Here is a 20,736-nt window from a genome sequence, read left to right as displayed (position 1 = left end):
ATTACGTGAGGACTTTAATGGACGACAACAAGAAGAAAGCCTTGGCTGCGGCCCTGGGTCAGATCGAACGTCAATTCGGCAAGGGTGCCGTAATGCGTATGGGCGATCACGACCGTCAGGCGATCCCGGCTATTTCCACTGGCTCTCTGGGTCTGGACATCGCGCTCGGCATTGGCGGCCTGCCAAAAGGCCGTATCGTTGAAATCTACGGCCCTGAATCTTCCGGTAAAACCACCCTGACCCTGTCGGTGATTGCCCAGGCGCAGAAAATGGGCGCCACCTGTGCGTTCGTCGACGCCGAGCACGCCCTGGATCCTGAATACGCCGGCAAGCTGGGCGTCAACGTCGATGACCTGCTGGTTTCCCAGCCGGACACCGGCGAGCAAGCCCTGGAAATCACCGACATGCTGGTGCGCTCCAACGCCATTGACGTGATCGTGGTCGACTCCGTGGCTGCCCTGGTACCCAAGGCTGAAATCGAAGGCGAAATGGGCGACATGCACGTGGGCCTGCAAGCCCGCCTGATGTCCCAGGCGCTGCGTAAAATCACCGGTAACATCAAGAACGCCAACTGCCTGGTGATCTTCATCAACCAGATCCGCATGAAGATCGGCGTGATGTTCGGCAGCCCGGAAACCACCACCGGTGGTAACGCGCTGAAGTTCTACGCTTCGGTCCGTCTGGATATCCGCCGTACTGGCGCGGTGAAGGAAGGTGACGAGGTTGTCGGTAGCGAAACCCGCGTCAAGGTCGTGAAGAACAAAGTGGCCCCGCCATTCCGTCAGGCCGAGTTCCAGATTCTCTACGGCAAGGGTATCTACCTGAACGGTGAGATGATCGACCTGGGCGTACTGCACGGTTTCGTCGAGAAGTCCGGTGCCTGGTATGCCTACAACGGCAGCAAGATCGGTCAGGGCAAGGCCAACTCGGCCAAGTTCCTGGCGGATAACCCGGATATTGCTGCCACGCTTGAGAAGCAGATTCGCGACAAGCTGCTGACCCCGGCGCCGGACGTGAAAGCTGCCGCTAACCGCGAGCCGGTTGACGAGATGGAAGAAGCCGACACTGACATCTGAAGCAAACGATGACTGTTGTACTGGATACACTCGTCGCCGTTCGGCGCACTGCAATGGACCTGCTCGCTCGCCGCGAGCATGGCCGAGTCGAGCTGACGCGTAAATTGCGTCAGCGCGGCGCAGAGCCTGAGATGATCGAAACAGCCCTCGACCGTTTGACGGAAGAGGGGCTGTTGTCGGAAGCCCGTTACCTTGAAAGTTTTGTGTCCTATCGAGCGCGCTCCGGTTACGGCCCTGCGCGGATTCGTGAAGAGCTGAGCCAGCGTGGTCTGCAACGTGCCGATATCGACCTTGCACTGCGTGAGTGCGGTATCAGCTGGCAGTCTCAGTTGGAAGAAACTTGGCGCCGCAAGTTTGCGGGGCATCTTCCGATTGATGCCAGGGAGCGTGCGAAGCAAGGGCGCTTTCTGAGCTATCGCGGGTTTTCGATGGAAATGATCAGTCGCTTGTTGAGCGGTCGGGATATGGACGACTGAACGCCCCAAAACGAAAAGGCCCACTATGAAAATAGTGGGCCTTTTTTTCGTCTGCAAGAATCACGCTGTCTCTGGCGTCATCCGTTGCTGCGCCTTGCCCTGAGCCTGCGCCCAGTTCTCCGGCAGGTTGATGTAATCCACCAACTCCCGCAATCGCCCCTGATCGCGGCCGTTGAAATTGAACACCAAACGCGTTAAATGGCTGAACCTCGGTTCGTCATGTTCTTCGCCCGTATAGGCGAGTTGCTGGAATTCGCCACTGAGCCGCAGGCTGGCAAACGCTTGCTGCATATGGGCCAGGGCGCGCTCACTCAGGGGGTGATTCATGCGCACCACAAACTCACGCTTAAGCCAGCGGGTGGAGTGGAAGTTGGCGTAGAACTGGTTGATTTCGTCCACCGCCTCTTCGGCGCTGTAGACCAGGCGGACCAGTTTGAGGTCGGTGGGCAGGATATAGCGATTGGCTTCCAACTGGCTGCGGATGAAATCCAGGGCGCCTTGCCAGAACCCACCGCCCGGCGCATCCAGTAGCACTACCGGCACCAGCGGGCTCTTGCCGGTCTGGATCAGGGTCAGCACTTCCAATGCCTCGTCGAGGGTGCCGAAACCGCCAGGGCACAACACCAGCGCGTCGGCTTCCTTGACGAAGAACAGCTTGCGGGTAAAGAAGAAGTGGAATGACAGCAGGTTTTCGGTGCCATCAATGGTTGGGTTGGCGTGCTGTTCAAAAGGCAGGGTGATGTTGAACCCCAGGCTGTGCTCCAGGCCGGCGCCTTCATGGGCTGCGGCCATGATGCCGCCACCGCCACCGGTGATGACCATCAGGTCGGAACGCGCCAATGCCGCACCCACCTCTCGGGCCAGCGCATACAGGGGGCTTTCCACTGGCGTGCGCGCCGAGCCAAATACCGTGACTTTGCGCCGGCCCCTGAACTGTTCGAGCACCCGAAAGGCATGGTCCAATTCGCGGATGGCACGCAGGGTGATCTTGGCGTTCCAGCGATCACGGTCGTCCTGGGCCATGCGCAGGACAGTGAGGATCATGTCTCGATAAAGGGGGGTATTCGGGCTGTTGGGGGCGATCAACTGAATTTGTGCGTCGACCTGCTGGGTGAGGTCGGTCCCGTTTTCTTCAAAATGACGAAGCAACAAATCATTCGATTCATAAGGCATTCAATTTCTCCTTCTCTACAGGGCCTGGGTAGTCGACGAGAACGTCGCCTGGGCCACGACACTGCTTGTGTCGCGGCATGCCGCAGGAGGCAGGCCTTTTTTGTTCTGAAAATATGACAGAACAGCGTCAAAAACGCGTGTGGGCGGGCATTTGGGATGAACTGATCATGGGCTGAAAATCCCTTGGCTGGCAACCGCTTATTGGCGGTTCATTACGCAGTTTAGTCGTTGGTAGCAAACGCAGCGGGGCGTGGGCGCCGCTGGGCAGCGGCGCGGGAGGGGCAAGCAAAGGTTACTTTTTCTTCTTCGTCGGAGCCGGGCAATCGGCCTCTGCGAACTTGACCGAGGCCACTGGGCGATTGGTCTTGTTCTCGGTGATTTCGTAGCGCATCACCGCGCCCTTGGCCATCAGCTCGCGGTAGCCTGGGTTGGTGCACACACTGCGGCCTAGCTGGAAATACACAGCCTTTGGGTTGGCGCGCATCTGTTCGGCACGATCAGGCAGCACGCTGAGGTGATCGATCAACTGCATGCCTTCAACGGTGTAGGCGACTTCCAGGGTTTTTTCATCGATTTCCCGGGGCAGGTCCTTGTTGCTTTCGGCCGCGACGCTTTGCAGCTTCTTGTTCATTTGAGCCTCCAGCAGCGAGGCCGCGTGGGCGCCCATAGGCAAGACCAGCGCAAGGGCGACGGATGGGGCAACAAGGCGCAGCATGGAACGCAGCATGAAACTCTCCTGATTCGGTTACTGGTGCATAGACCAGCCACTGCGCTGTGCGTTCAGTGGCGCGCAATTATAGGTGAGCCCTTGCCACTACAGCCAGGCGTATCGCTGGTAAACTGCGGGACTTCTGTTTTTCACGAGTTTGTTCCGTGTCGATTTCCTTTTCTTTGCCGCGTGCCCAATGAGCCACGCCGTTTCCCGTTTGCGTGCTCAGCGTCTGGCGCGTGCCGTCCGGCCGTTTCTCAATCGGGGTTCGCGTGCTGAGCGTTGTCCCGGCTGTCGGGTCATTCCTGAGTACTGCCTGTGTGCCTGGCGGCCGCAGGTAGAAGCCAGGTCCGCCATGTGCCTGTTGATGCATGACGTAGAGCCGATGAAACCCAGCAACACGGGTTGGCTGATCGCCGATGTCATACACGACACCACCGCGTTCGCCTGGTCGCGCACCGAAGTCGACCCCGAGTTGCTCAGGGTGTTGGCCGACCCGCAGTGGCAACCGTACATCGTATTTCCCGGTGAATTCGTGGCGCCGCAACGGGTAGTCAGTGAAGTGCGCGTGGAGGAGGGCAAGCGCCCGCTGTTCATTCTGCTGGACGGTACCTGGAGCGAAGCGCGCAAGATGTTTCGCAAAAGCCCCTATCTGGAGCATCTACCAGTGCTGAGCCTGGCGCCCGAGCAGTTGTCGCGCTACAAACTACGGCGCTCCAAGCGCGATGACCATTTCTGCACCGCCGAGGTGGCCGCGCTGTGCCTGGAGCTGGCCAATGACCTGGCCGCCAGCGAAGTGCTGGATGCTTACCTTGATGTGTTCAGCACCCATTACCTGGCTGCCAAGTTCCAACTGCCACTGGATGCGGCAGACACCGTGCATACCCGCCTTGCACCCTACATCCCGGCGGTATAACCAGACGACGTTTGCATGATGGCACTGTAAGCCCGCAACCCGCTAAAATCCCCACGGGCGTAGTGCTTGACCCTCCAGGCTACGCTGGGCATGCTGTGCGCCGATTGGGCGCAACCGTGAATTATCGACGTCGTTTCATGTGTTTTTGACGTTGAGCGGGCCCTGTGGCGATCGCTGCCTGGCCGTCGCCTCGTGTATTGGTGAACCCTGAACTCATCAGGGCTCCCATAAAAAACAGGATCATTTAACCAATGGCCACATACGAAATCCTGATTGCCGATGACCACCCGCTGTTTCGCAGCGCACTGCATCAGGCCGTAACCCTGGGCCTTGGCCCCGATGTACGTCTGGTCGAAGTGGCCAGCATTGCCGAACTGGAAGCCCGCCTTACCGAAAAGTCCGACTGGGACCTGGTGTTGCTCGACCTGAACATGCCGGGCGCCTACGGTTTCTCCGGGCTGGTGCTGCTGCGTGGTCAATACCCACAGATCCCCGTGGTGATGGTGTCAGCCCAGGAAGAAGCCGACGTGGTGGTACGCTCCAAGGAGTTTGGCGCCAGCGGTTTCATTCCCAAGTCCAGCGCGATGGAAGATATCCAGAAAGCCGTGCGCACGGTATTGGACGGCGATGTGTCCTGGCCACCCCAGGCGTTTGAAGAAATCAATGTGTCCGATGAAGCCAAGGCCGCCCGCGATGGCCTGGCCAGCTTGACGCCCCAGCAGTTCCGGGTATTGACCATGGTCTGCGAAGGGTTGTTGAACAAGCAGATTGCCTACGAATTGAGTGTGTCGGAAGCGACCATCAAGGCCCACGTTACGGCGATTTTCCGTAAGTTGGGCGTGCGTACGCGCACCCAGGCGGCGTTGCTGTTGCAGCAACTCGAGTCTATCTCGCAACATTAAGTTACAGCCGCTTCACGCTTTTTTGACTTTGCGTGATCTAGCTTCCCCACTTCTTTGGTTCAGTTGCCTACATCTATGTCGCCTTTCAAGGGTCAAACCGGTATCAAACGTATCTTCAATGCAGGGGGCTATTCCCTGGATGGCCTGCGCGCGGCATTCACTGGCGAGGCGGCATTCCGCCAGCTGGTCTTGCTGAACGTCATCCTGATCCCCCTGAGCTTTTTCCTGCAGGTCAGCCGGGTTGAACGGGCGCTGCTGATTGCAGTGTGTTTGTTGGCGCTGATCGTTGAATTGCTCAACTCAGCGGTGGAAGCGGCCATTGACCGTATTTCCCTGGACCGCCACCCGCTGTCGAAAAACGCCAAGGACATGGGCAGCGCCGCGCAGTTCGTGGCACTGACCATGATCACTCTGGTATGGGCCGTGATCCTGATCTGAGGATCACGCGATACTCGGCAGCACGATCTCGTCGCTGCGCTGCACCCCAGCGGTGAAGGCGCGGCACAATTCGAGAAACTCGCGCATCGCCGAGGTCTGGTACTTCTGCTTGTGCCAGATGAAGTAGAACTGCCGGGCCAGATCCAGGTCCGGGGTTTCTACCGGCACCAGGCTGCCACGGCGGAAGGCATCGCGCAGCGCCAGCCGCGAAATGCAGCCAATCCCCAAGCCTGACTCCACGGCCCGCTTGATTGCCTCCGTGTGTTCCAGCTCCAGGCGAATATTGAGTGCGCTACGGTGATGACGCATAGCCTGGTCGAAGGTCAGGCGCGTGCCCGAGCCTTGTTCCCGCAGGATCCACGCTTCGTGGGTCAATTCGTCCATGGTGGCCACGCCACGCTTGGCCAAATGATGCTGGGGCGCACAGAACACCACCAGCTCATCTTCTACCCACGTCTGCACCTCGATATCCGGGTGGCTGCAGTCGCCTTCAATTAGACCCAGGTCAATTTCGTAGTGGGCAACCTGATGCACGATATGGGCAGTGTTCTGCACGTGCAGCTTTACCTGGCTCTCGGGGTGTTGCTGCATAAAGCTGCCAATCAGCAGCGTCGCCAGGTAATTGCCGATGGTCAAGGTGGCGCCGACCGCCAGGGAACCGAAGCCGGACTTGCCGTTGAGCAGGTCTTCGATCTCCTTGGCCTGGTCCAGCAGTGCCACGGCCTGGGGCAGCAGCTGATGACCGAGGGCATTGAGGCTCAGGCGCTTACCGGCGCGGTCGAATAATTGGCAGCTGGATTGACGCTCCAGCTCGGTAATCGACGTGCTGGCGGCGGATTGAGATAAGGCCAGAAGGCCAGCAGCGCGCGAGACGCTTTCCTGCTGGGCGACGGCGACGAAAACTTGCAGTTGACGGAGAGTAAATCGCATATCGATATAACCGATAACCCTTATCTTAATAATCCAGTTAACAGATATTGTCGCCGCCATTAGAATGCTGTGCAATTGCGCATCCTTACCTTTGGCGCAGACCCATTTCCAGGAGTCCCCCGTACATGAGCAACATGAACCACGAGCGTGTCCTCAGTGTTCATCACTGGAACGACACTCTGTTCAGCTTCAAGTGCACCCGCGATCCGGGCCTGCGCTTCGAGAACGGTCAGTTCGTGATGATCGGCCTGCAACAGCCCAACGGCCGCCCGCTCATGCGCGCTTACTCCATTGCCAGCCCGAACTGGGAAGAGCACCTGGAGTTCTTCAGCATCAAGGTGCCCGATGGCCCGCTGACTTCCCAGTTGCAGCATTTGAAGGAAGGCGACGAGATCATCATCAGCAAAAAACCGACAGGCACCCTGGTGCTTGACGATTTGAAGCCGGGCAAGCATCTGTATCTGCTCAGCACCGGTACTGGCCTCGCCCCATTCATGAGCGTGATCCAGGACCCGGAGACCTACGAGCGTTTCGAAAAAGTCATCCTGTGCCACGGCGTGCGCTACGTCAACGAAGTCGCCTACCGCGAATTCATCACCGAGCATCTGCCGCAGAACGAGTTCTTCGGCGAGGCCTTGCGTGACAAGTTGATCTACTACCCGACCGTGACCCGCGAGCCGTTCGAAAACGAAGGCCGCCTGACCGACCTGATGCGCAGTGGCAAGCTGTTCAGCGACATCGGCCTGCCGCCGATCAATCCTGAGGACGACCGCGCTATGCTGTGCGGCAGCCCAAGCATGTTGGACGAAACCAGCGAAGTGTTGAACAGCTTCGGCCTCAAGGTTTCGCCACGGATGCGTGAGCCGGGTGACTACCTGATCGAGCGCGCGTTCGTCGAAAAGTGACTTCGGGTCACTTGTAGGAGCGAGCTTGCTCGCGAAGGGCGCCAACGATAACGCTGGCACCTTGAATGAACGCGGTGCTTGTTCGTTTTTCGCGAGCAAGCTCGCTCCTACAGTTGAATGCGTTTGCAAAGAAAAGCCCGCGTTGCCTGTGAAGGCAACGCGGGCTTTTGCGTTTCTGCAATTTACTGCGCCGGAACCACTTCCAGCACACAAATCATCCCCGGCTCCGGGTAGTGCCAGCGCACATCCACATCCCAGAACCGCACCCCGTATTCCCGTTCTGAGGTAGGAACCTGATACGCCGGCCGCGGATCCTGTGCCAGACACTGTTCAATCAGCGCCACCAACGGCTCACCAAGGCGCTGGGCGTGGCCTTGCGCCTGTTGCAGTGCAGCCTTGAGCCATTGCACGCCGATCAGCGGGGGCGCATCACTGGCGATGTCGTTGGTGGCCGCATCAACGATATCGGCATACGGCACATACGGCTTGATATCCAGCACCGGCGTGCCATCGAGCAAATCTATGCCGGATATCCACAACCGCCCCGGCTCCACCTTGTCCAGCTTCACCACCGACTGGCCGATGCCATTGGGACGATGGGTCGCACGGGTCGCGAACACGCCCATGGAGCTATTGCCTCCCAGGCGTGGCGGGCGCACTTTCAGGCGTGGTTTGTCTTCCAGGGCCTGATGAAACAGAAACAGCAGCCACACATGGCTGACCTGCTCCAGCCCCTGCACCGCCTCACCCAGGTCGAACGGCGCTACCAGCTCCAGCACGCCACGGGCAGCCGGTGCCAGTTGCGGTTGGCGCGGGATGGCGAACTTCTCCTTGAAGCAGGAGCGCACGAAGCCGACGGGCGAGACCTGGTAGCTCATGGCTTAGGCACGGACCCGCAAGGTCAAGCCCTTGAGGAAGTTACGCAGCAACTGATCGCCACAGGTGCGGTAGTTGGTATGGCCGAACTTGCGGAACAGCGCACTCAGCTCTGGCTTGGACACCGGGAACTCCGCCGCCTTAAGGATTGCATGCATGTCGTCTTCCTTCAGTTCGAAGGCCACACGCAGCTTTTTCAGGATGATGTTGTTGGTCACCGGGGTTTCGATCGGCTGCGGCGGGCGGCTTTCGTCCTTGCCGCGCTTGAAAATCACCAGGCCATCGAGGAAGTGGGCCATGACTTCATCCGGGCAGAACACGAAGCCTTCTTCCTCATCTTTTTTGAGGTAGGTCAGCAGGTCTTCCTTGGTCACGTCCATGCCGCCGAGCTTGATGATCTCGACCATCTTGTTGTCGCTGATGTCGAGCATGTAGCGCACGCTGCGCAGTACGTCGTTGTGAATCATGGTGGGCAATCCTGGTATTCAACTGATGACACCGCCGGAATCAGGCGGTGTCGGGAAAAGGGAACGGCTTAAAACTTTTCTTTGCCGGACAGGTAACGCCATTGGCCCACTGGCACCTTGCCGATGGACACGCCGCCGATGCGGATGCGGCGGATGGCGATGACTTTCAGGCCAACGGCTTCGCAGAACAGCGCGATCACGCCGGGTTGCGGGTTTTTCATCGCAAAGCGCAGGCGGTTCTCGTTCTGCCAGCTGGCTTTGACGGCAGGCAGCTCTTTGCCTTTGTAGGTCAGACCGTGGTTCAGGCGGTTAAGGCCGTGGGCAACCATGTCGCCTTCGACTTCCACCACGTATTCCTGCTCGATCTTGGCGGCATCGGCGGTCAATTTGCGCAGAATCTTCCAGTCCTGGGTGAACACCAACAAGCCACTGGCCTTGGCTTGCAGGTCGGCGCTGGCGCTCAGGCGCAGGAAGTGCCCCTTGAGCGGACGCTTGCCGAAGCGGTGTTCTTCAGAAAGGGTTTCAGCGCTGATCGAAGCCATGGCGGTTTCAGCATTCACGCCTGCGGGGGCGTGCAACAGGATGGTCACCGGCTCTGGCGCGGTGGCTTTAGCTTCCGGGTCCAGCTCGACCTTCTCGTCAGTGACCTTGAACTGCGGCTCGTCGATTACTTCGCCGTCCACCGAGACCCAGCCGCCTTCGATAAACAGCTCAGCCTCCCGACGGGAGCAACCGACCAGTTCGATAAGGCGTTTGGAGAGGCGTATGGGGTCAGTCATGACAAGGGCCGTAACAAAAGGGGGCCACTATTGTACCTGCCTGGCGCCGGTTAATCCCGGCCCCATTTCAGCACATGTGCCATAACAATTATTTAACTGACACACCACGGGCCAAATGTGGGAGCTGGCTTGCCTGCGATGGCGGTATACCAGCACCGGATGGGTAGACTGACCCGACGCCTTCGCAGACAAGCCAGCTCCCACAGTTCAGGCATTACGGGCCCGTTGCTGCTGGTGTAGGCGCAGGTGCAACAACGGATAAGGCTGCCCAAGCCCATCATGTTCCGTTCGCCCGATCACCTCGAAGCCTTGCTTGAGGTAAAAACCCAGGGCTTGCGGGTTCTGTTCGTTGACGTCCAGTTCATCGGCATTCATGTGTTCGATCGCGTAGCCCAGCAATTGCCGGCCCAGCCCCTGGCCACGGTAGTGCGGGTCGATAAACAGCATCTCCACCTTGCCCGCCGACACTCCGGCGAAGCCGGTAATGCGCTGGCATGAGTCCTTGGTGCAGATCAGCATGACCGCATCGAGGTAGCGGGTCAGCACCAGGTTTTTCAACATGTCGATATAGCTGTCCGGGAGGAAGTCGTGGGTGGCGCGTACCGAGTCCTCCCAGATCTGCACCAGGCGCGCGTAGTCGCTGGTTTTAGGTGTGTGAATCACCGAATGCTGACGCATACCCGCTGTCCCTTGCTGTATTCGGGGTTGATGGGCAATACGATAGACCTAAAAAAGCCCCGCATCTTCTCAGAGGCGAGGCTTTTTTATCATCGTGCGATCAGTCGCGCTTTTCAGCCCACAAGTCGTACTCGTCGGCGTCGGTCACAGTGCACCACACTTTGTCACCCGGCTTCAGGCCGCTGGCATCGTCGATAAACACGTTACCGTCGATTTCAGGGGCGTCGAAGAAGCAACGACCCACCGCGCCTTGCTCGTCGACTTCATCGATCAGCACTTCGATTTCCTTGCCGATGCGCAGTTGCAGGCGTGCTGAGCTGATGGCCTGCTGGTGCGCCATGAAGCGCTCCCAACGGTCTTGCTTGACGTCGTCCGGCACCACGGCCAGGTCCAGCAGGTTGGCCGGAGCACCTTCCACTGGCGAGTACTGGAAGCAACCGACGCGGTCCAGCTGCGCTTCGGTCAGCCAGTCCAACAGGTACTGGAAGTCTTCCTCGGTCTCGCCGGGGAAACCGACGATGAAGGTGGAGCGGATGATCAGCTCCGGGCAGATCTCGCGCCAGTTCTTGATGCGTGCCAGGGTCTTGTCTTCGAACGCCGGGCGTTTCATCGCCTTGAGCACTTTCGGGCTGGCGTGCTGGAACGGGATGTCCAGGTACGGCAGGATCTTGCCGGCGGCCATCAACGGGATCAACTCGTCCACGTGCGGGTACGGGTAAACGTAGTGCAGGCGCACCCACACGCCCAGGCTGCTGAGGGCTTCGCACAGCTCGGTCATGCGGGTTTTCACCGGCGCGCCGTTCCAGAAGCCGGTGCGGTATTTCACATCGACGCCATAGGCGCTGGTGTCCTGGGAGATCACCAGCAACTCCTTGACGCCAGACTTCACCAGGCGCTGGGCCTCGTCGAGCACGTCACCCACCGGGCGGCTCACCAGTTTGCCGCGCATCGACGGGATGATGCAGAAGCTGCAGCTGTGGTTGCAGCCTTCGGAAATCTTCAGGTACGCGTAGTGGCGTGGGGTCAGCTTGATGCCTTGAGGCGGCACCAGGTCGATCAGCGGGTTGTGATCCTGGCGTGGCGGCACCACCTCGTGCACGGCATTGACCACCTGCTCGTACTGCTGCGGGCCGGTCACCGCCAGCACACTCGGGTGCACGTTGCGGATATTGCCTTCTTCCACCCCCATGCAGCCGGTCACGATGACCTTGCCGTTTTCCTTGATGGCTTCGCCGATCACTTCCAGGGATTCGGCTTTTGCCGAGTCGATGAAGCCGCAGGTGTTGACCACCACCACGTCGGCGTCCTGGTAAGTGGACACGACGTCGTAGCCTTCCATACGCAATTGCGTGAGGATGCGCTCGGAGTCGACAAGCGCCTTCGGGCAACCCAGGGAAACAAAGCCAACCTTGGGGTTGGCTTTTGCGATGGTGGTGGACATGTCTAACCTCGGTATTGAATGACGCTGCCGGTCGTGCACGACAAGGCAACGGATGGGCGCTTGGTGCGCCTCTGATCAAAAAGTGCGCAATTCTATCGGCGGGCAGCGCACTTGACCAGCTTTATGCAGGGAAATGCGACGAGTGCTGTATCGGGGCATTCTTACAGCCGTTACCACTCTCTTAAGCCCGGACGTCTTGCTCTGCGCGGTGCGATACAACTTTAGACATGCCCACACCTAACGCCTGAAGCACTTTCAGGAGAGTGGAGAGCTTCGGGTCGCCGCCGACGGCGATGGATCTGTAGAGATTTGCTCTATTGAGGCCCGTATTCTGCGACAAGCTGAGCATTCCGCCACGGGCTTCCGCGACTCGGCGGACAGCGACAAGGAAGGCGTCCTCACCACCCGCTTCATCAATTTCCTCAAGTGCGACAGAAAGATATTCGAGAGCAAACGCTTCGTCGTCTCGGAGCATTTCAAGAACGCTATCTTCATGAGAGCGAGTATGAATGGTCATTTTTGCTGCACCTTGTAAGATTTCCAGAGAGCCTTGGCCTGATCGATGTCGTTTTGCTGTCTGGCCTTTGAACCACCACCCAACAGGAAAACAATTTTTCGATCTTGGATTGCGTAATACACGCGAAAGCCAGGTCCGAAGTCGAGCTTCATCTCAAAGACCCCATCACCCACCGGCTCGGTAATTCCAAAGTGACCAAGGGATGCTCGGTCCACTCTGGTGGTGATTCGTGCCTTTGAACGCGTGTCTTGCACGGTATCTAGCCAAGCTTGATAGATATCCACGCCATTGGCTGACAGTACATGTTTCACTTCGTACATGTGGAATGTACCTTAAAAGAGACAGATCGATGATTGAGTTTTTATATCGACCGCGAGCGCCAGACAGTCGGCACGCTTTTTATTGATCAGCAAGCTGGAGTCCCGGCTTGCGCCGCTAAGGCAGCTCTACCGAGTCGGGCCAAAAATATACGGCTGACGGTAAATGTGATCAATGCAGGCAAAAAGGCTCCAAAACGCCTTGTCATCTATTACTGACTGCCTAAAACGACACCCAAATCACTTGAGCAGGGAAATGCGACGAGTGCTGCGCTATGCTTCGCGCCGTTGCGCACGGGTAATGCCCTTGGGTCAATAAAACGTCTGTTACGAGAAGTAAAACAGCGCATGCTAGGGTCAGCTTAGAAGCGCTGTTTATAAAGACCTCAGGTCAAAGGGCAGGAGTGGTTGATGGGTCAGGCAAGTAGTCAGGCAGCAGGTGCCGAACATTCAAAAGCCAAGCCGATTGGCATGCTGGTGGCGGCGGTCGGGGTGGTTTATGGCGATATCGGGACCAGCCCGCTCTACACCCTTAAAGAGGTGTTCAACGGCGGTTATGGGGTGCAGGTCAACCATGACGGTGTCTTGGGGATCCTGGCGCTGATCTTCTGGTCGCTGATCTGGGTGGTGTCGATCAAGTATGTGCTGTTCGTGCTGCGTGCCGACAACCAGGGCGAGGGCGGCATCATGGCCCTCACCGCGTTGGCCCGGCGAGCTGCCGGGAAGCACACGAAATTGCGCAGTTTCCTGGTGGTGTGTGGCCTGTGTGGCGCGGCGTTGTTCTACGGCGACAGTATGATCACCCCGGCAATTTCGGTGTTGTCGGCCATCGAAGGCTTGGAACTGGCGTTCGACGGCCTGGAAAAATGGGTAGTGCCCATTGCCCTGGTGGTGCTGGTGGCGCTGTTCCTGATCCAGAAACACGGCACCGACCGCATCGGCAAGCTGTTTGGCCCGGTGATGGTTACCTGGTTCCTGGTATTGGGCGGCCTGGGGGTGTACGGCATTCTGCAGCAACCCGAAGTGCTCAATGCACTGAACCCGGCATGGGGGGTGCGCTTCTTCATGGTTCACCCCGGTATTGGCGTGGCGATCCTCGGCGCGGTGGTGCTGGCATTGACCGGCGCCGAAGCGTTGTACGCCGACATGGGCCACTTCGGCCGCAAACCCATTGCCCGTGCGTGGTTCCTGCTGGTGCTGCCGGCGCTGGTGCTCAACTATTTCGGCCAGGGCGCGATGCTGCTGGGCGATCCGGAGGCGGCGCGCAACCCGTTCTACCTGCTGGCGCCGAGCTGGGCGCTGGTCCCGTTGGTGGGCTTGTCCACCATGGCCACGGTGATTGCTTCCCAGGCGGTGATTTCCGGCGCGTTCTCGTTGACCCGCCAGGCGATCCAGCTGGGTTACATCCCGCGCATGCATATCCAGCATACCTCCAGTGCCGAACAGGGCCAGATCTACATCGGTGCAGTGAACTGGTCGTTGATGGTCGGCGTGATCCTGCTGGTGTTGGGCTTCGAGTCCTCCGGTGCCCTGGCCTCGGCCTACGGCGTAGCTGTGACGGGCACCATGCTGATGACCACCATCCTGGTGTCGGCGGTCATGCTGCTGCTGTGGAAATGGCCACCGGTGCTGGCCGTGCCGCTGTTGCTCTGCTGCCTGTTGGTGGACGGCCTGTTCTTCGCCGCCAACGCGCCGAAGATCCTCCAGGGCGGCGCCTTCCCGGTATTGGCGGGGATCGTGCTGTTTGTGCTGATGACCACCTGGAAGCGCGGCAAGCAATTGCTGGTCGGCCGTCTCGACGAGGGTGGCTTGCCATTGCCGATCTTCATCAGCAGTATCCGCGTACAGCCGCCCCATCGCGTTCAGGGCACGGCAGTGTTCCTCACCGCGCGGCCCGACGCCGTGCCCCATGCGCTGTTGCACAACCTGCTGCATAACCAGGTGCTGCATGAGCAGGTGGTGCTGTTGACCGTGGTTTACGAAGACATTCCTCGGGTGCCGGCGGCGCGGCGCTTCGAGGTGGATGCCTACGGCGAAGGCTTCTTCCGGGTGATCCTGCACTTCGGGTTTACCGATGAACCGGACGTGCCCGAAGCGCTGAAACTGTGCCATCTGGATGATCTGGACTTCAGCCCGATGCGCACCACCTACTTCCTCAGCCGTGAAACGGTAATTGCCTCGCGCATCAAAGGCATGGCCCGTTGGCGCGAAGTGTTGTTTGCCTTCATGTTGAAAAACGCCAACGGCAACCTGCGGTTCTTCAAACTGCCGGTCAACCGTGTGATCGAACTGGGCACCCAGGTCGAGATGTAAGGCGCTGCCTACCGGGAGCCGGCAATCGGCTCCCGCTTTCCTTTCTGAACCCTGTGCAAACGATGGTTGTCGACTAGGCTGGTAGGAGCGAGCTTGCTCGCGAAAAAACGTCAACGATCACGCGTTAATCCTGGATAAACGCGACCCCTGTGAGGCCTTCGCGAGCGAGCTCGCTCCTACAAAAATGCCTATGAAGCCCAGAAGAGGTGCGCCATGAGTCAGCTGCTCGAACCTTACACCCTGCGCCAATTGACCCTGCTCAACCGCATCGCGGTTTCACCCATGTGCCAGTACTCCAGCGACGATGGCCTGGCCAATGACTGGCACCTGGTGCATCTCGGCAGCCGGGCCGTGGGGGGCGCCGGATTGATTTTCACCGAGGCCACGGCTGTGACTGCTGATGGCCGCATCACCGCCCAGGACCTGGGCCTGTGGAACGACGCCCAGATCGAACCGCTGCGGCGCATTACCCGTTTTATCGCGGCACAGGGCGCGGTGGCTGGGATTCAGCTGGCCCATGCCGGGCGCAAGGCCAGCACCCATCGGCCATGGATCGGCAAACACGGCAGCGTCAAGCCGGAGGAGGGCGGCTGGGTGCCGGTGGGCCCCTCGCCGATTGCCTTCGACCCCAATCACACCCAGCCCAAGCCACTGGACGAAGCACAGATCCAGCAAGTGATCGCCGACTTTGTCGCCGCCGCCAAGCGCGCCTTGACCGCAGGCTTTGAAGTGGTGGAAATCCACGCCGCCCATGGGTATCTGCTGCACCAGTTTCTCTCGCCGATCAGCAACCAGCGTCAGGACCACTACGGTGGCTCGTTCGAAAACCGCATTCGCCTGGTACTGGAGGTAACCACGGCCGTACGTGCGGCCTGGCCTCAGGAGTTGCCACTGTTTGTGCGGGTATCGGCTACCGACTGGGTCGAAGATGGCTGGAACCCGGATGAAACCGTGGAGTTGGCGCGCCGCCTGAAAGACTTGGGCGTTGACTTGATCGACGTGTCCTCTGGCGGCACCGCTGCCAATGCCGAGATTCCCACCGGCCCCGGCTATCAGACGCGCTTCGCCGAGCGAGTGCGCAAGGAGTCGGGCATCGCCACCGGCACAGTTGGCATGATTACCGAACCGGCCCAGGCCGAGCATATCCTGCGCACTTGCCAGGCCGACATCATCTTCCTGGCCCGGGAACTGCTCCGCGACCCGTACTGGCCTTTGCATGCCGACGATGATCTGGGCGGGCGCAAGGCCATCTGGCCCGCGCAATACCAGCGGGCAACCCACCGCGACCAGCCGATTCATGAGTCGGATCTGCGCGATTGATCCTGCACACGGCCCTACCGGACCCACCCTGACACGGTGGGTTTTTTCTTGCTCGCGTTTATGGGAAGGCTGATCCTTGGCGGTTGTTAAGCAGGAGAAGCTTATGCTGGTGGAACGCGCGTTAACCGAAGACGATATCCCTTTGCTGGCAACCATCGATCGTACGGAGCTGATCCCGGCGTGCTATCGCATGGACTGCGGTGAACTGGTGTTGTATGCCACACACCATGACATGCGCGGCTGGCCCGAAGGCGAGGCCGAACAGGATGCCGTGGCGCTGCGTGCCTGCGTCCAGCGCGGCGGGTGGTTGTGGGGCGTATTCGACGACCAGGTGCTGGTCGCCGCAGTGGTGGTGGACAATCGATCCTTCCATCACCAAGGCCTGCTAATGCGGCAGTTGAAATTCTTGCATGTCAGCCACAATGCCCGCGGTTATGGCCTGGGCGGTCGGTTGTTGGCGCTGGCTTGCGAGCACGGCCGGCAAGTGGGGGCCCAAGCGCTCTATATCTCGGCGACGGAGTCGCGTAACACCGTGGACTTTTACCTGCGCCATGGTTGCCGTCTGTTGCAGCAACCCCACGCTGAGCTTTATGCGCAAGAACCGCTAGACATTCACCTGTATCGACCCCTCGCGTGAGTAATCGCTGTAGGTTTTTATTACCGACGTTATTTTTTAAGTTAATACTCTAAAAAAATCCCACGAATGATGAGATAGTTTCTACGCTAAGGGTAAGCCCGACTCCTGGCCCAGGGAGACAGGCGGTTGGTCCGCGAAGCCGTTGCGCTTTCCGGGAGTTGGGAAATGGGCACCAGGAGTGTTTGACTGATATCGGGAGTAGCGGTCCATGGCCAAGTCCTATGGCGTAGCGGGTGCGGTGGCGTCTTTTCTGAGCCGTCGGATGTCCTTGCGGGGTCGAAGGTTGAGTTCAGATGAGATGGAGTTGCTGGTGCAATACCGGGCGCTGACCGAGAGCGATCAGGTGGCGATGCGCTATCTGATTGGCGCGATGAAAAGCGTGTCGCGATTTTGAGCCAAATCCGATCATTCCCACGTTATTGCGTGGGAATGATCGTGCAGTGTGGCATCAGGTGTACTTGCGTTGCTCTGGCGCAGGCGGGAAGTACTGATACAGCCAGGTTTCACTCAGGGTGCGGTCCTGGGTTCGTATAAACAGGCGCAATTCGACAGGTTCCACGCTGTCGCTGGTGGGGTACCAGTCGAACAGGATGCGGTAGCCCTTGATATTGTCCAGCACCAGCACGCTGAAGTCCTTCACCTCACCATGGGAACAGGTCACCACGGGTTCGATGCCGGTGCCCGCTGGCAAGCGATCCAGGCCGCCGCCCTTGAAGTCCACGGCGAAACGCCGCGCCCATACCTTCGGATAATGCTCGCCGGGTGCCCAGCCTTCGGTAAAGCCGCCCATGCCCGAGCGGGTCGCATCGACCTGTGCCAGCGGCGTGCTCACTGGCGGCAGTGCGCTCCAGTACAGCTTGTAGCCGTAGTTGAGCGAATCACCGGCAGCCACGGGCTTTTTCGGGGTCCAGAAGGCCACGATATTGTCCAGGGTTTCGCCAGTGGTGGGGATTTCCAGCAAGTCGATGGAGCCTTCGCCCCAGGCCGTGGTCGGTTCAACCCACAGGCTTGGGCGTTTGCTGTACCAGTCGACGGTGTCCTGATAGCTGGCGAACTCATGGTCGGTCTGCACCAGGCCGAAGCCTTTGGGGTCGATGTCGGCGAACGCGTTGAATTGCAGCTTGGCTGGGTTGTTCAGGGGCCGGCAGACCCATTCGCCGTTGCCGCGCCACATGGCCAGGCGGTCTGAGTCGTGGATTTGCGGGTGGATGGTGTCGCACATGCGGCGTTCATGGGTGCCGCAACTGAACATACTGGTCATGGGCGCGATGCCCAGTTGTTCGATGGCCGTGCGCGCATTGATGTGCGCGTCGATCGCCATCACCACTTGGTTGGCCTGGCAGTCGATATCGAAGCGGTAGGCGCCAGTGGCGCTTGGCGAGTCGAGCAGGGCGTAGACCACAAAACGTGTGGCGTTCTTGTCCGGGGTTTCGAACCAGAACTGCGTGAAATCGGGGAATTCCTCGCGTTTTTTCGCGTAGGTATCAATCGCCAGGCCACGCGCCGAGAGGCCGTACTGGCCGGTGGAATCCACCGCGCGAAAGTAGCTGGCGCCGAGAAACGACAGCACGTCATGGCGGTCCAGCTCTGGCGCCTTGAACAGCTTGAAGCCGGAGAAACCCAGGTCGCCGGTCAGTTGCTGGGTGTCCACCGTGGTTTTTTCATAGTTGAACAGTGACGGGCGAAAATGCACTTCGCGGGCTTCACGGGTCTTGGGGTCGACGCTGTGCATGCGCACCGGCGTCTTGAAGCCCATGCCGACGTGGAAGAACTGCACGTCCAGTTGGCCGTTCAACTCCTTCCACAGCGAATGGTTACGGTCATAGCCGATGGCGTTGAAATTCTGCGGGGTCATGGTGGCCAGGGTCGGCGGCAGCACCTGCTTAGTGTCCTGGTAGTCACGGGTGGCCAATTGCTTGGCCTGGGCCTTGAGCGATTCGAAATCGAACGCCACGGCCTTGCCATCGGCAGCCCGATTCCCGGCCCAGGCCTGCGCGGCCAGCAGGCCACTGGCCGACAAACCGGTGTAAGCCGCAATGGCCATGGATGCTTTGAGCAAATTCCTGCGGTGCATAGAGACAACCTGTCGTGAGCAAATCCCGCGCCGTTCCTGGCACGTAGCGGATCAGAAATAACGGTTCGGACATGCCTTCGGCCAAACGCAACGGACAATAAACAGACGCCGGATAGCTTAAGCGGTTCGATGAACAAGGCAAATTGATTGATGGCGGGATGATGGCGTTGCATGTGCAACAAGACATTTCCAGCATCGCAGTAGAACGTTACATCTGGAAGCACTCTAGATCGCGGCTTTTTGGCACTTAGTTTTACGCTGGAGGCCTATTGGTCCTACGAACCCAAGTGTCTGGAGGCTACGAATGAATACCCGTGGATTGCTCGATCAACTGCTTAAGTCTGGCCAGGACATGTTGCAAAACAAGGCCGGCGGCCAACGCAAGTCCAATGACAAGGGCGCCCTCGGCGGCTTGCTCAGCGGTGGCGGGCTCGGCAGCATGCTCGGCGGTGCAGGCGGCGGCGCCCTGGCGGCGGGGGCCATGGGCTTGCTGCTGGGCAACAAGAAAGCCCGCAAATTCGGCGGCAAGGCGCTCACCTACGGCGGCCTGGCCGCACTCGGTGTGATTGCCTACAAGGCTTACGGCAACTGGCAGGCCCAGCAGGCCAGCGCGCCCCAAGGCGAGCCGCAAACCATCGACCGCCTGCCGGCTGCCCAGGTGGAGCAACACAGCCAGGGCATTCTCAAGGCGCTGGTGGCCGCGGCCAAGGCTGATGGGCATGTGGATGAGCGCGAGCGCGCCTTGATCGAAGGGGAATTTACCAAGCTGGACAACGACCAGGAGCTGCAACACTGGCTGCACGCCGAACTCAACAAGCCCCTGGACCCCACCGACGTCGCCCGCGCCGCCAGCACCCCGGAAATGGCCGCCGAAATGTACATCGCCAGCGTGATGCTGGTGGATGAGGAAAACTTCATGGAAAAAGCCTACCTGGACGAACTGGCCCGCCAACTGAAACTTGAGCCCGGCTTGAAGCTTGAGTTGGAAAAACAAGTACGGCTTAACGCATAAACAAGGCCACACGCCAATCAAAAATGTGGGAGCGGGCTTGCTCGCGAATGCGGTAGACCAGTCACTCTATTTCTGACTGACTGACTGACTGACTCACGCCATCGCGGCATAGGTATCAACACCGTAACCACGATGCGAAGCGAGCCGCTCTTGATCTGGCTCTTGATCTGCTCTTGATCTTAGGCGCCCCGTCAAACCACGCTGGCCGGAATTCGACAGGGATTTGGGGGGTAAACCGGCAGGGATGCCGGTTTAGCCGCCCCGCGCCATGGATGGCGCGTGGCGGCGGCCCCCCAAATCACTGGCGGATTACGGGCACACCGAGCCAAAGCGAGGTGCCGAGTGGTGGGGCAAGAGCCCTTTGGTTACTTTGGGGCTTTTCCAAAGTGACCCGCCGTCAGGGCGGAACCCTAAGCGGCCGTTACCGCAGGAATGGATATACACACAATCCAACGGTGTTGACTGCCAGGCCGCCTTCGCGAGCAAGCCCGCTCCCACAGTTGGATCGCGGGGTGTCTGGTAGATAAGCGTTGCCGCCTTCGCAGGCAAGCCAGCTCCCACAATAGATCGTGGGGGGCAGGTGGGTAGGTGTCGGCTGTCAGGCCGCCACGGGAGCAAGCTCCCTCGCCACAGGTCCAGCGCCGTACCAAAATTGTGTAGATAGCTATGGCCAACGCGAGCACATCCGCATTCTGTGCACTGCACATCAAAAGCCTTGATAAAAGCGCGCAGCCGCTCAGCTATACTCCCCTCCATTTGAATGGCCCTACGAGGAATTAC

General features: G+C 59.3%; 22 protein-coding genes. 11 read left to right on the top strand and 11 right to left on the bottom strand.

What is annotated here, in order from left to right; all coding sequences use genetic code 11:
- Positions 1 to 17: 17 nt before the first annotated feature.
- Positions 18 to 1,076: a recombinase RecA gene (gene recA, locus ODQ19_RS00240; RefSeq protein ID WP_005785454.1), complete on the top strand. Its 1,059-nt coding sequence runs from the start codon at positions 18 to 20 to the stop codon at positions 1,074 to 1,076.
- Between the two features lie 8 nt (positions 1,077 to 1,084).
- A complete protein-coding gene (recX, locus tag ODQ19_RS00235; protein ID WP_169855386.1) occupies positions 1,085 to 1,552 on the top strand; it encodes a recombination regulator RecX in 468 nt (155 codons plus the stop codon).
- Positions 1,553 to 1,612: 60 nt separating this feature from the next.
- On the opposite strand, the gene ODQ19_RS00230 is transcribed toward recX, so the two are convergent.
- Positions 1,613 to 2,725, bottom strand: coding sequence for a TIGR00730 family Rossman fold protein (locus tag ODQ19_RS00230; protein ID WP_330209038.1), 1,113 nt, complete (start codon positions 2,723 to 2,725; stop codon positions 1,613 to 1,615).
- Positions 2,726 to 3,017: 292 nt separating this feature from the next.
- The gene (locus ODQ19_RS00225; protein WP_014717179.1) at positions 3,018 to 3,452 is read right to left on the bottom strand and encodes a PA3611 family quorum-sensing-regulated virulence factor; all 435 of its coding nucleotides are present in this window, start codon (positions 3,450 to 3,452) and stop codon (positions 3,018 to 3,020) included.
- Between the two features lie 178 nt (positions 3,453 to 3,630).
- On the opposite strand from ODQ19_RS00225, the gene ODQ19_RS00220 reads away from it, so the two are divergent.
- The 3 genes from ODQ19_RS00220 (at position 3,631) to ODQ19_RS00210 (ending at position 5,690) form a co-directional block, all read left to right on the top strand.
- Positions 3,631 to 4,350 (top strand): tRNA-uridine aminocarboxypropyltransferase, encoded by a 720-nt coding sequence (locus ODQ19_RS00220; protein WP_228309414.1) that lies wholly within the window; start codon positions 3,631 to 3,633, stop codon positions 4,348 to 4,350.
- Between the two features lie 251 nt (positions 4,351 to 4,601).
- Positions 4,602 to 5,252 carry a response regulator transcription factor ErdR gene (gene erdR / locus ODQ19_RS00215; RefSeq protein WP_003189050.1) on the top strand — a complete coding sequence of 217 codons (651 nt, stop codon included), beginning with the start codon at positions 4,602 to 4,604 and terminating at the stop codon, positions 5,250 to 5,252.
- 75 nt (positions 5,253 to 5,327) lie between these two features.
- Entirely contained in the window at positions 5,328 to 5,690 is a 363-nt protein-coding gene (locus ODQ19_RS00210; protein ID WP_003189051.1) for a diacylglycerol kinase, read from the top strand.
- Positions 5,691 to 5,693: 3 nt separating this feature from the next.
- On the opposite strand, the gene ODQ19_RS00205 is transcribed toward ODQ19_RS00210, so the two are convergent.
- A complete protein-coding gene (locus ODQ19_RS00205; RefSeq protein ID WP_003189054.1) occupies positions 5,694 to 6,620 on the bottom strand; it encodes a LysR family transcriptional regulator in 927 nt (308 codons plus the stop codon).
- 125 nt (positions 6,621 to 6,745) lie between these two features.
- Here ODQ19_RS00205 and fpr point away from each other — a divergent pair, with 125 nt between their 5' ends.
- On the top strand, positions 6,746 to 7,525 hold the full coding sequence (gene fpr / locus ODQ19_RS00200) for a ferredoxin-NADP reductase (RefSeq protein ID WP_003189055.1): 780 nt from the start codon (positions 6,746 to 6,748) through the stop codon (positions 7,523 to 7,525).
- A 182-nt stretch (positions 7,526 to 7,707) separates the two neighbouring features.
- On the opposite strand, the gene tsaA is transcribed toward fpr, so the two are convergent.
- The 7 genes from tsaA to ODQ19_RS00160 all read right to left on the bottom strand — a co-directional run bounded on the left by tsaA (position 7,708) and on the right by ODQ19_RS00160 (position 12,603).
- Positions 7,708 to 8,403, bottom strand: coding sequence for a tRNA (N6-threonylcarbamoyladenosine(37)-N6)-methyltransferase TrmO (gene tsaA, locus ODQ19_RS00190; RefSeq protein ID WP_330209037.1), 696 nt, complete (start codon positions 8,401 to 8,403; stop codon positions 7,708 to 7,710).
- 3 nt (positions 8,404 to 8,406) lie between these two features.
- Positions 8,407 to 8,868, bottom strand: coding sequence for a DUF1456 family protein (locus ODQ19_RS00185; protein ID WP_005785469.1), 462 nt, complete (start codon positions 8,866 to 8,868; stop codon positions 8,407 to 8,409).
- Between the two features lie 68 nt (positions 8,869 to 8,936).
- Positions 8,937 to 9,647, bottom strand: coding sequence for an rRNA pseudouridine synthase (locus tag ODQ19_RS00180; RefSeq protein WP_116667848.1), 711 nt, complete (start codon positions 9,645 to 9,647; stop codon positions 8,937 to 8,939).
- A gap of 207 nt (positions 9,648 to 9,854) precedes the next feature.
- A complete protein-coding gene (locus ODQ19_RS00175; protein ID WP_330209036.1) occupies positions 9,855 to 10,325 on the bottom strand; it encodes a GNAT family N-acetyltransferase in 471 nt (156 codons plus the stop codon).
- Positions 10,326 to 10,425: 100 nt separating this feature from the next.
- Entirely contained in the window at positions 10,426 to 11,766 is a 1,341-nt protein-coding gene (gene rimO, locus ODQ19_RS00170; RefSeq protein ID WP_003231334.1) for a 30S ribosomal protein S12 methylthiotransferase RimO, read from the bottom strand.
- 181 nt (positions 11,767 to 11,947) lie between these two features.
- Positions 11,948 to 12,283, bottom strand: coding sequence for an addiction module antidote protein (locus ODQ19_RS00165; RefSeq protein ID WP_116667850.1), 336 nt, complete (start codon positions 12,281 to 12,283; stop codon positions 11,948 to 11,950).
- Positions 12,280 to 12,603, bottom strand: coding sequence for a type II toxin-antitoxin system RelE/ParE family toxin (locus ODQ19_RS00160; RefSeq protein WP_116667851.1), 324 nt, complete (start codon positions 12,601 to 12,603; stop codon positions 12,280 to 12,282). Before ODQ19_RS00160 ends, ODQ19_RS00165 begins: the two co-directional genes overlap by 4 nt.
- Positions 12,604 to 13,011: 408 nt before the next feature.
- Here ODQ19_RS00160 and ODQ19_RS00155 point away from each other — a divergent pair, with 408 nt between their 5' ends.
- From ODQ19_RS00155 to ODQ19_RS00140, 4 genes are all read left to right on the top strand, one after another.
- Entirely contained in the window at positions 13,012 to 14,913 is a 1,902-nt protein-coding gene (locus tag ODQ19_RS00155; RefSeq protein WP_014717187.1) for a potassium transporter Kup, read from the top strand.
- 213 nt (positions 14,914 to 15,126) lie between these two features.
- Complete coding sequence (locus ODQ19_RS00150; RefSeq protein ID WP_330209035.1) at positions 15,127 to 16,233, top strand: NADH:flavin oxidoreductase/NADH oxidase; 1,107 nt, start codon at positions 15,127 to 15,129, stop codon at positions 16,231 to 16,233.
- A 103-nt stretch (positions 16,234 to 16,336) separates the two neighbouring features.
- On the top strand, positions 16,337 to 16,870 hold the full coding sequence (locus tag ODQ19_RS00145) for a GNAT family N-acetyltransferase (RefSeq protein ID WP_330209034.1): 534 nt from the start codon (positions 16,337 to 16,339) through the stop codon (positions 16,868 to 16,870).
- A 208-nt stretch (positions 16,871 to 17,078) separates the two neighbouring features.
- Positions 17,079 to 17,264: a hypothetical protein gene (locus tag ODQ19_RS00140; protein WP_014717190.1), complete on the top strand. Its 186-nt coding sequence runs from the start codon at positions 17,079 to 17,081 to the stop codon at positions 17,262 to 17,264.
- 54 nt (positions 17,265 to 17,318) lie between these two features.
- On the opposite strand, the gene ODQ19_RS00135 is transcribed toward ODQ19_RS00140, so the two are convergent.
- A complete protein-coding gene (locus ODQ19_RS00135) occupies positions 17,319 to 18,944 on the bottom strand; it encodes a glucan biosynthesis protein D (protein ID WP_330209033.1) in 1,626 nt (541 codons plus the stop codon).
- A gap of 304 nt (positions 18,945 to 19,248) precedes the next feature.
- Here ODQ19_RS00135 and ODQ19_RS00130 point away from each other — a divergent pair, with 304 nt between their 5' ends.
- Positions 19,249 to 19,956, top strand: coding sequence for a tellurite resistance TerB family protein (locus tag ODQ19_RS00130; protein WP_330209032.1), 708 nt, complete (start codon positions 19,249 to 19,251; stop codon positions 19,954 to 19,956).
- Positions 19,957 to 20,736 lie beyond the last annotated feature (780 nt).

Origin of the sequence: Pseudomonas sp. AM4(2022) (assembly GCF_036346515.1) — a bacterium.
In the GTDB taxonomy this organism is placed as follows: domain Bacteria; phylum Pseudomonadota; class Gammaproteobacteria; order Pseudomonadales; family Pseudomonadaceae; genus Aquipseudomonas; species Aquipseudomonas paracarnis.
The sequence above is the reverse complement of the archived record's forward strand: the minus strand, read 5'-3'. Positions and strand labels throughout refer to the sequence as shown.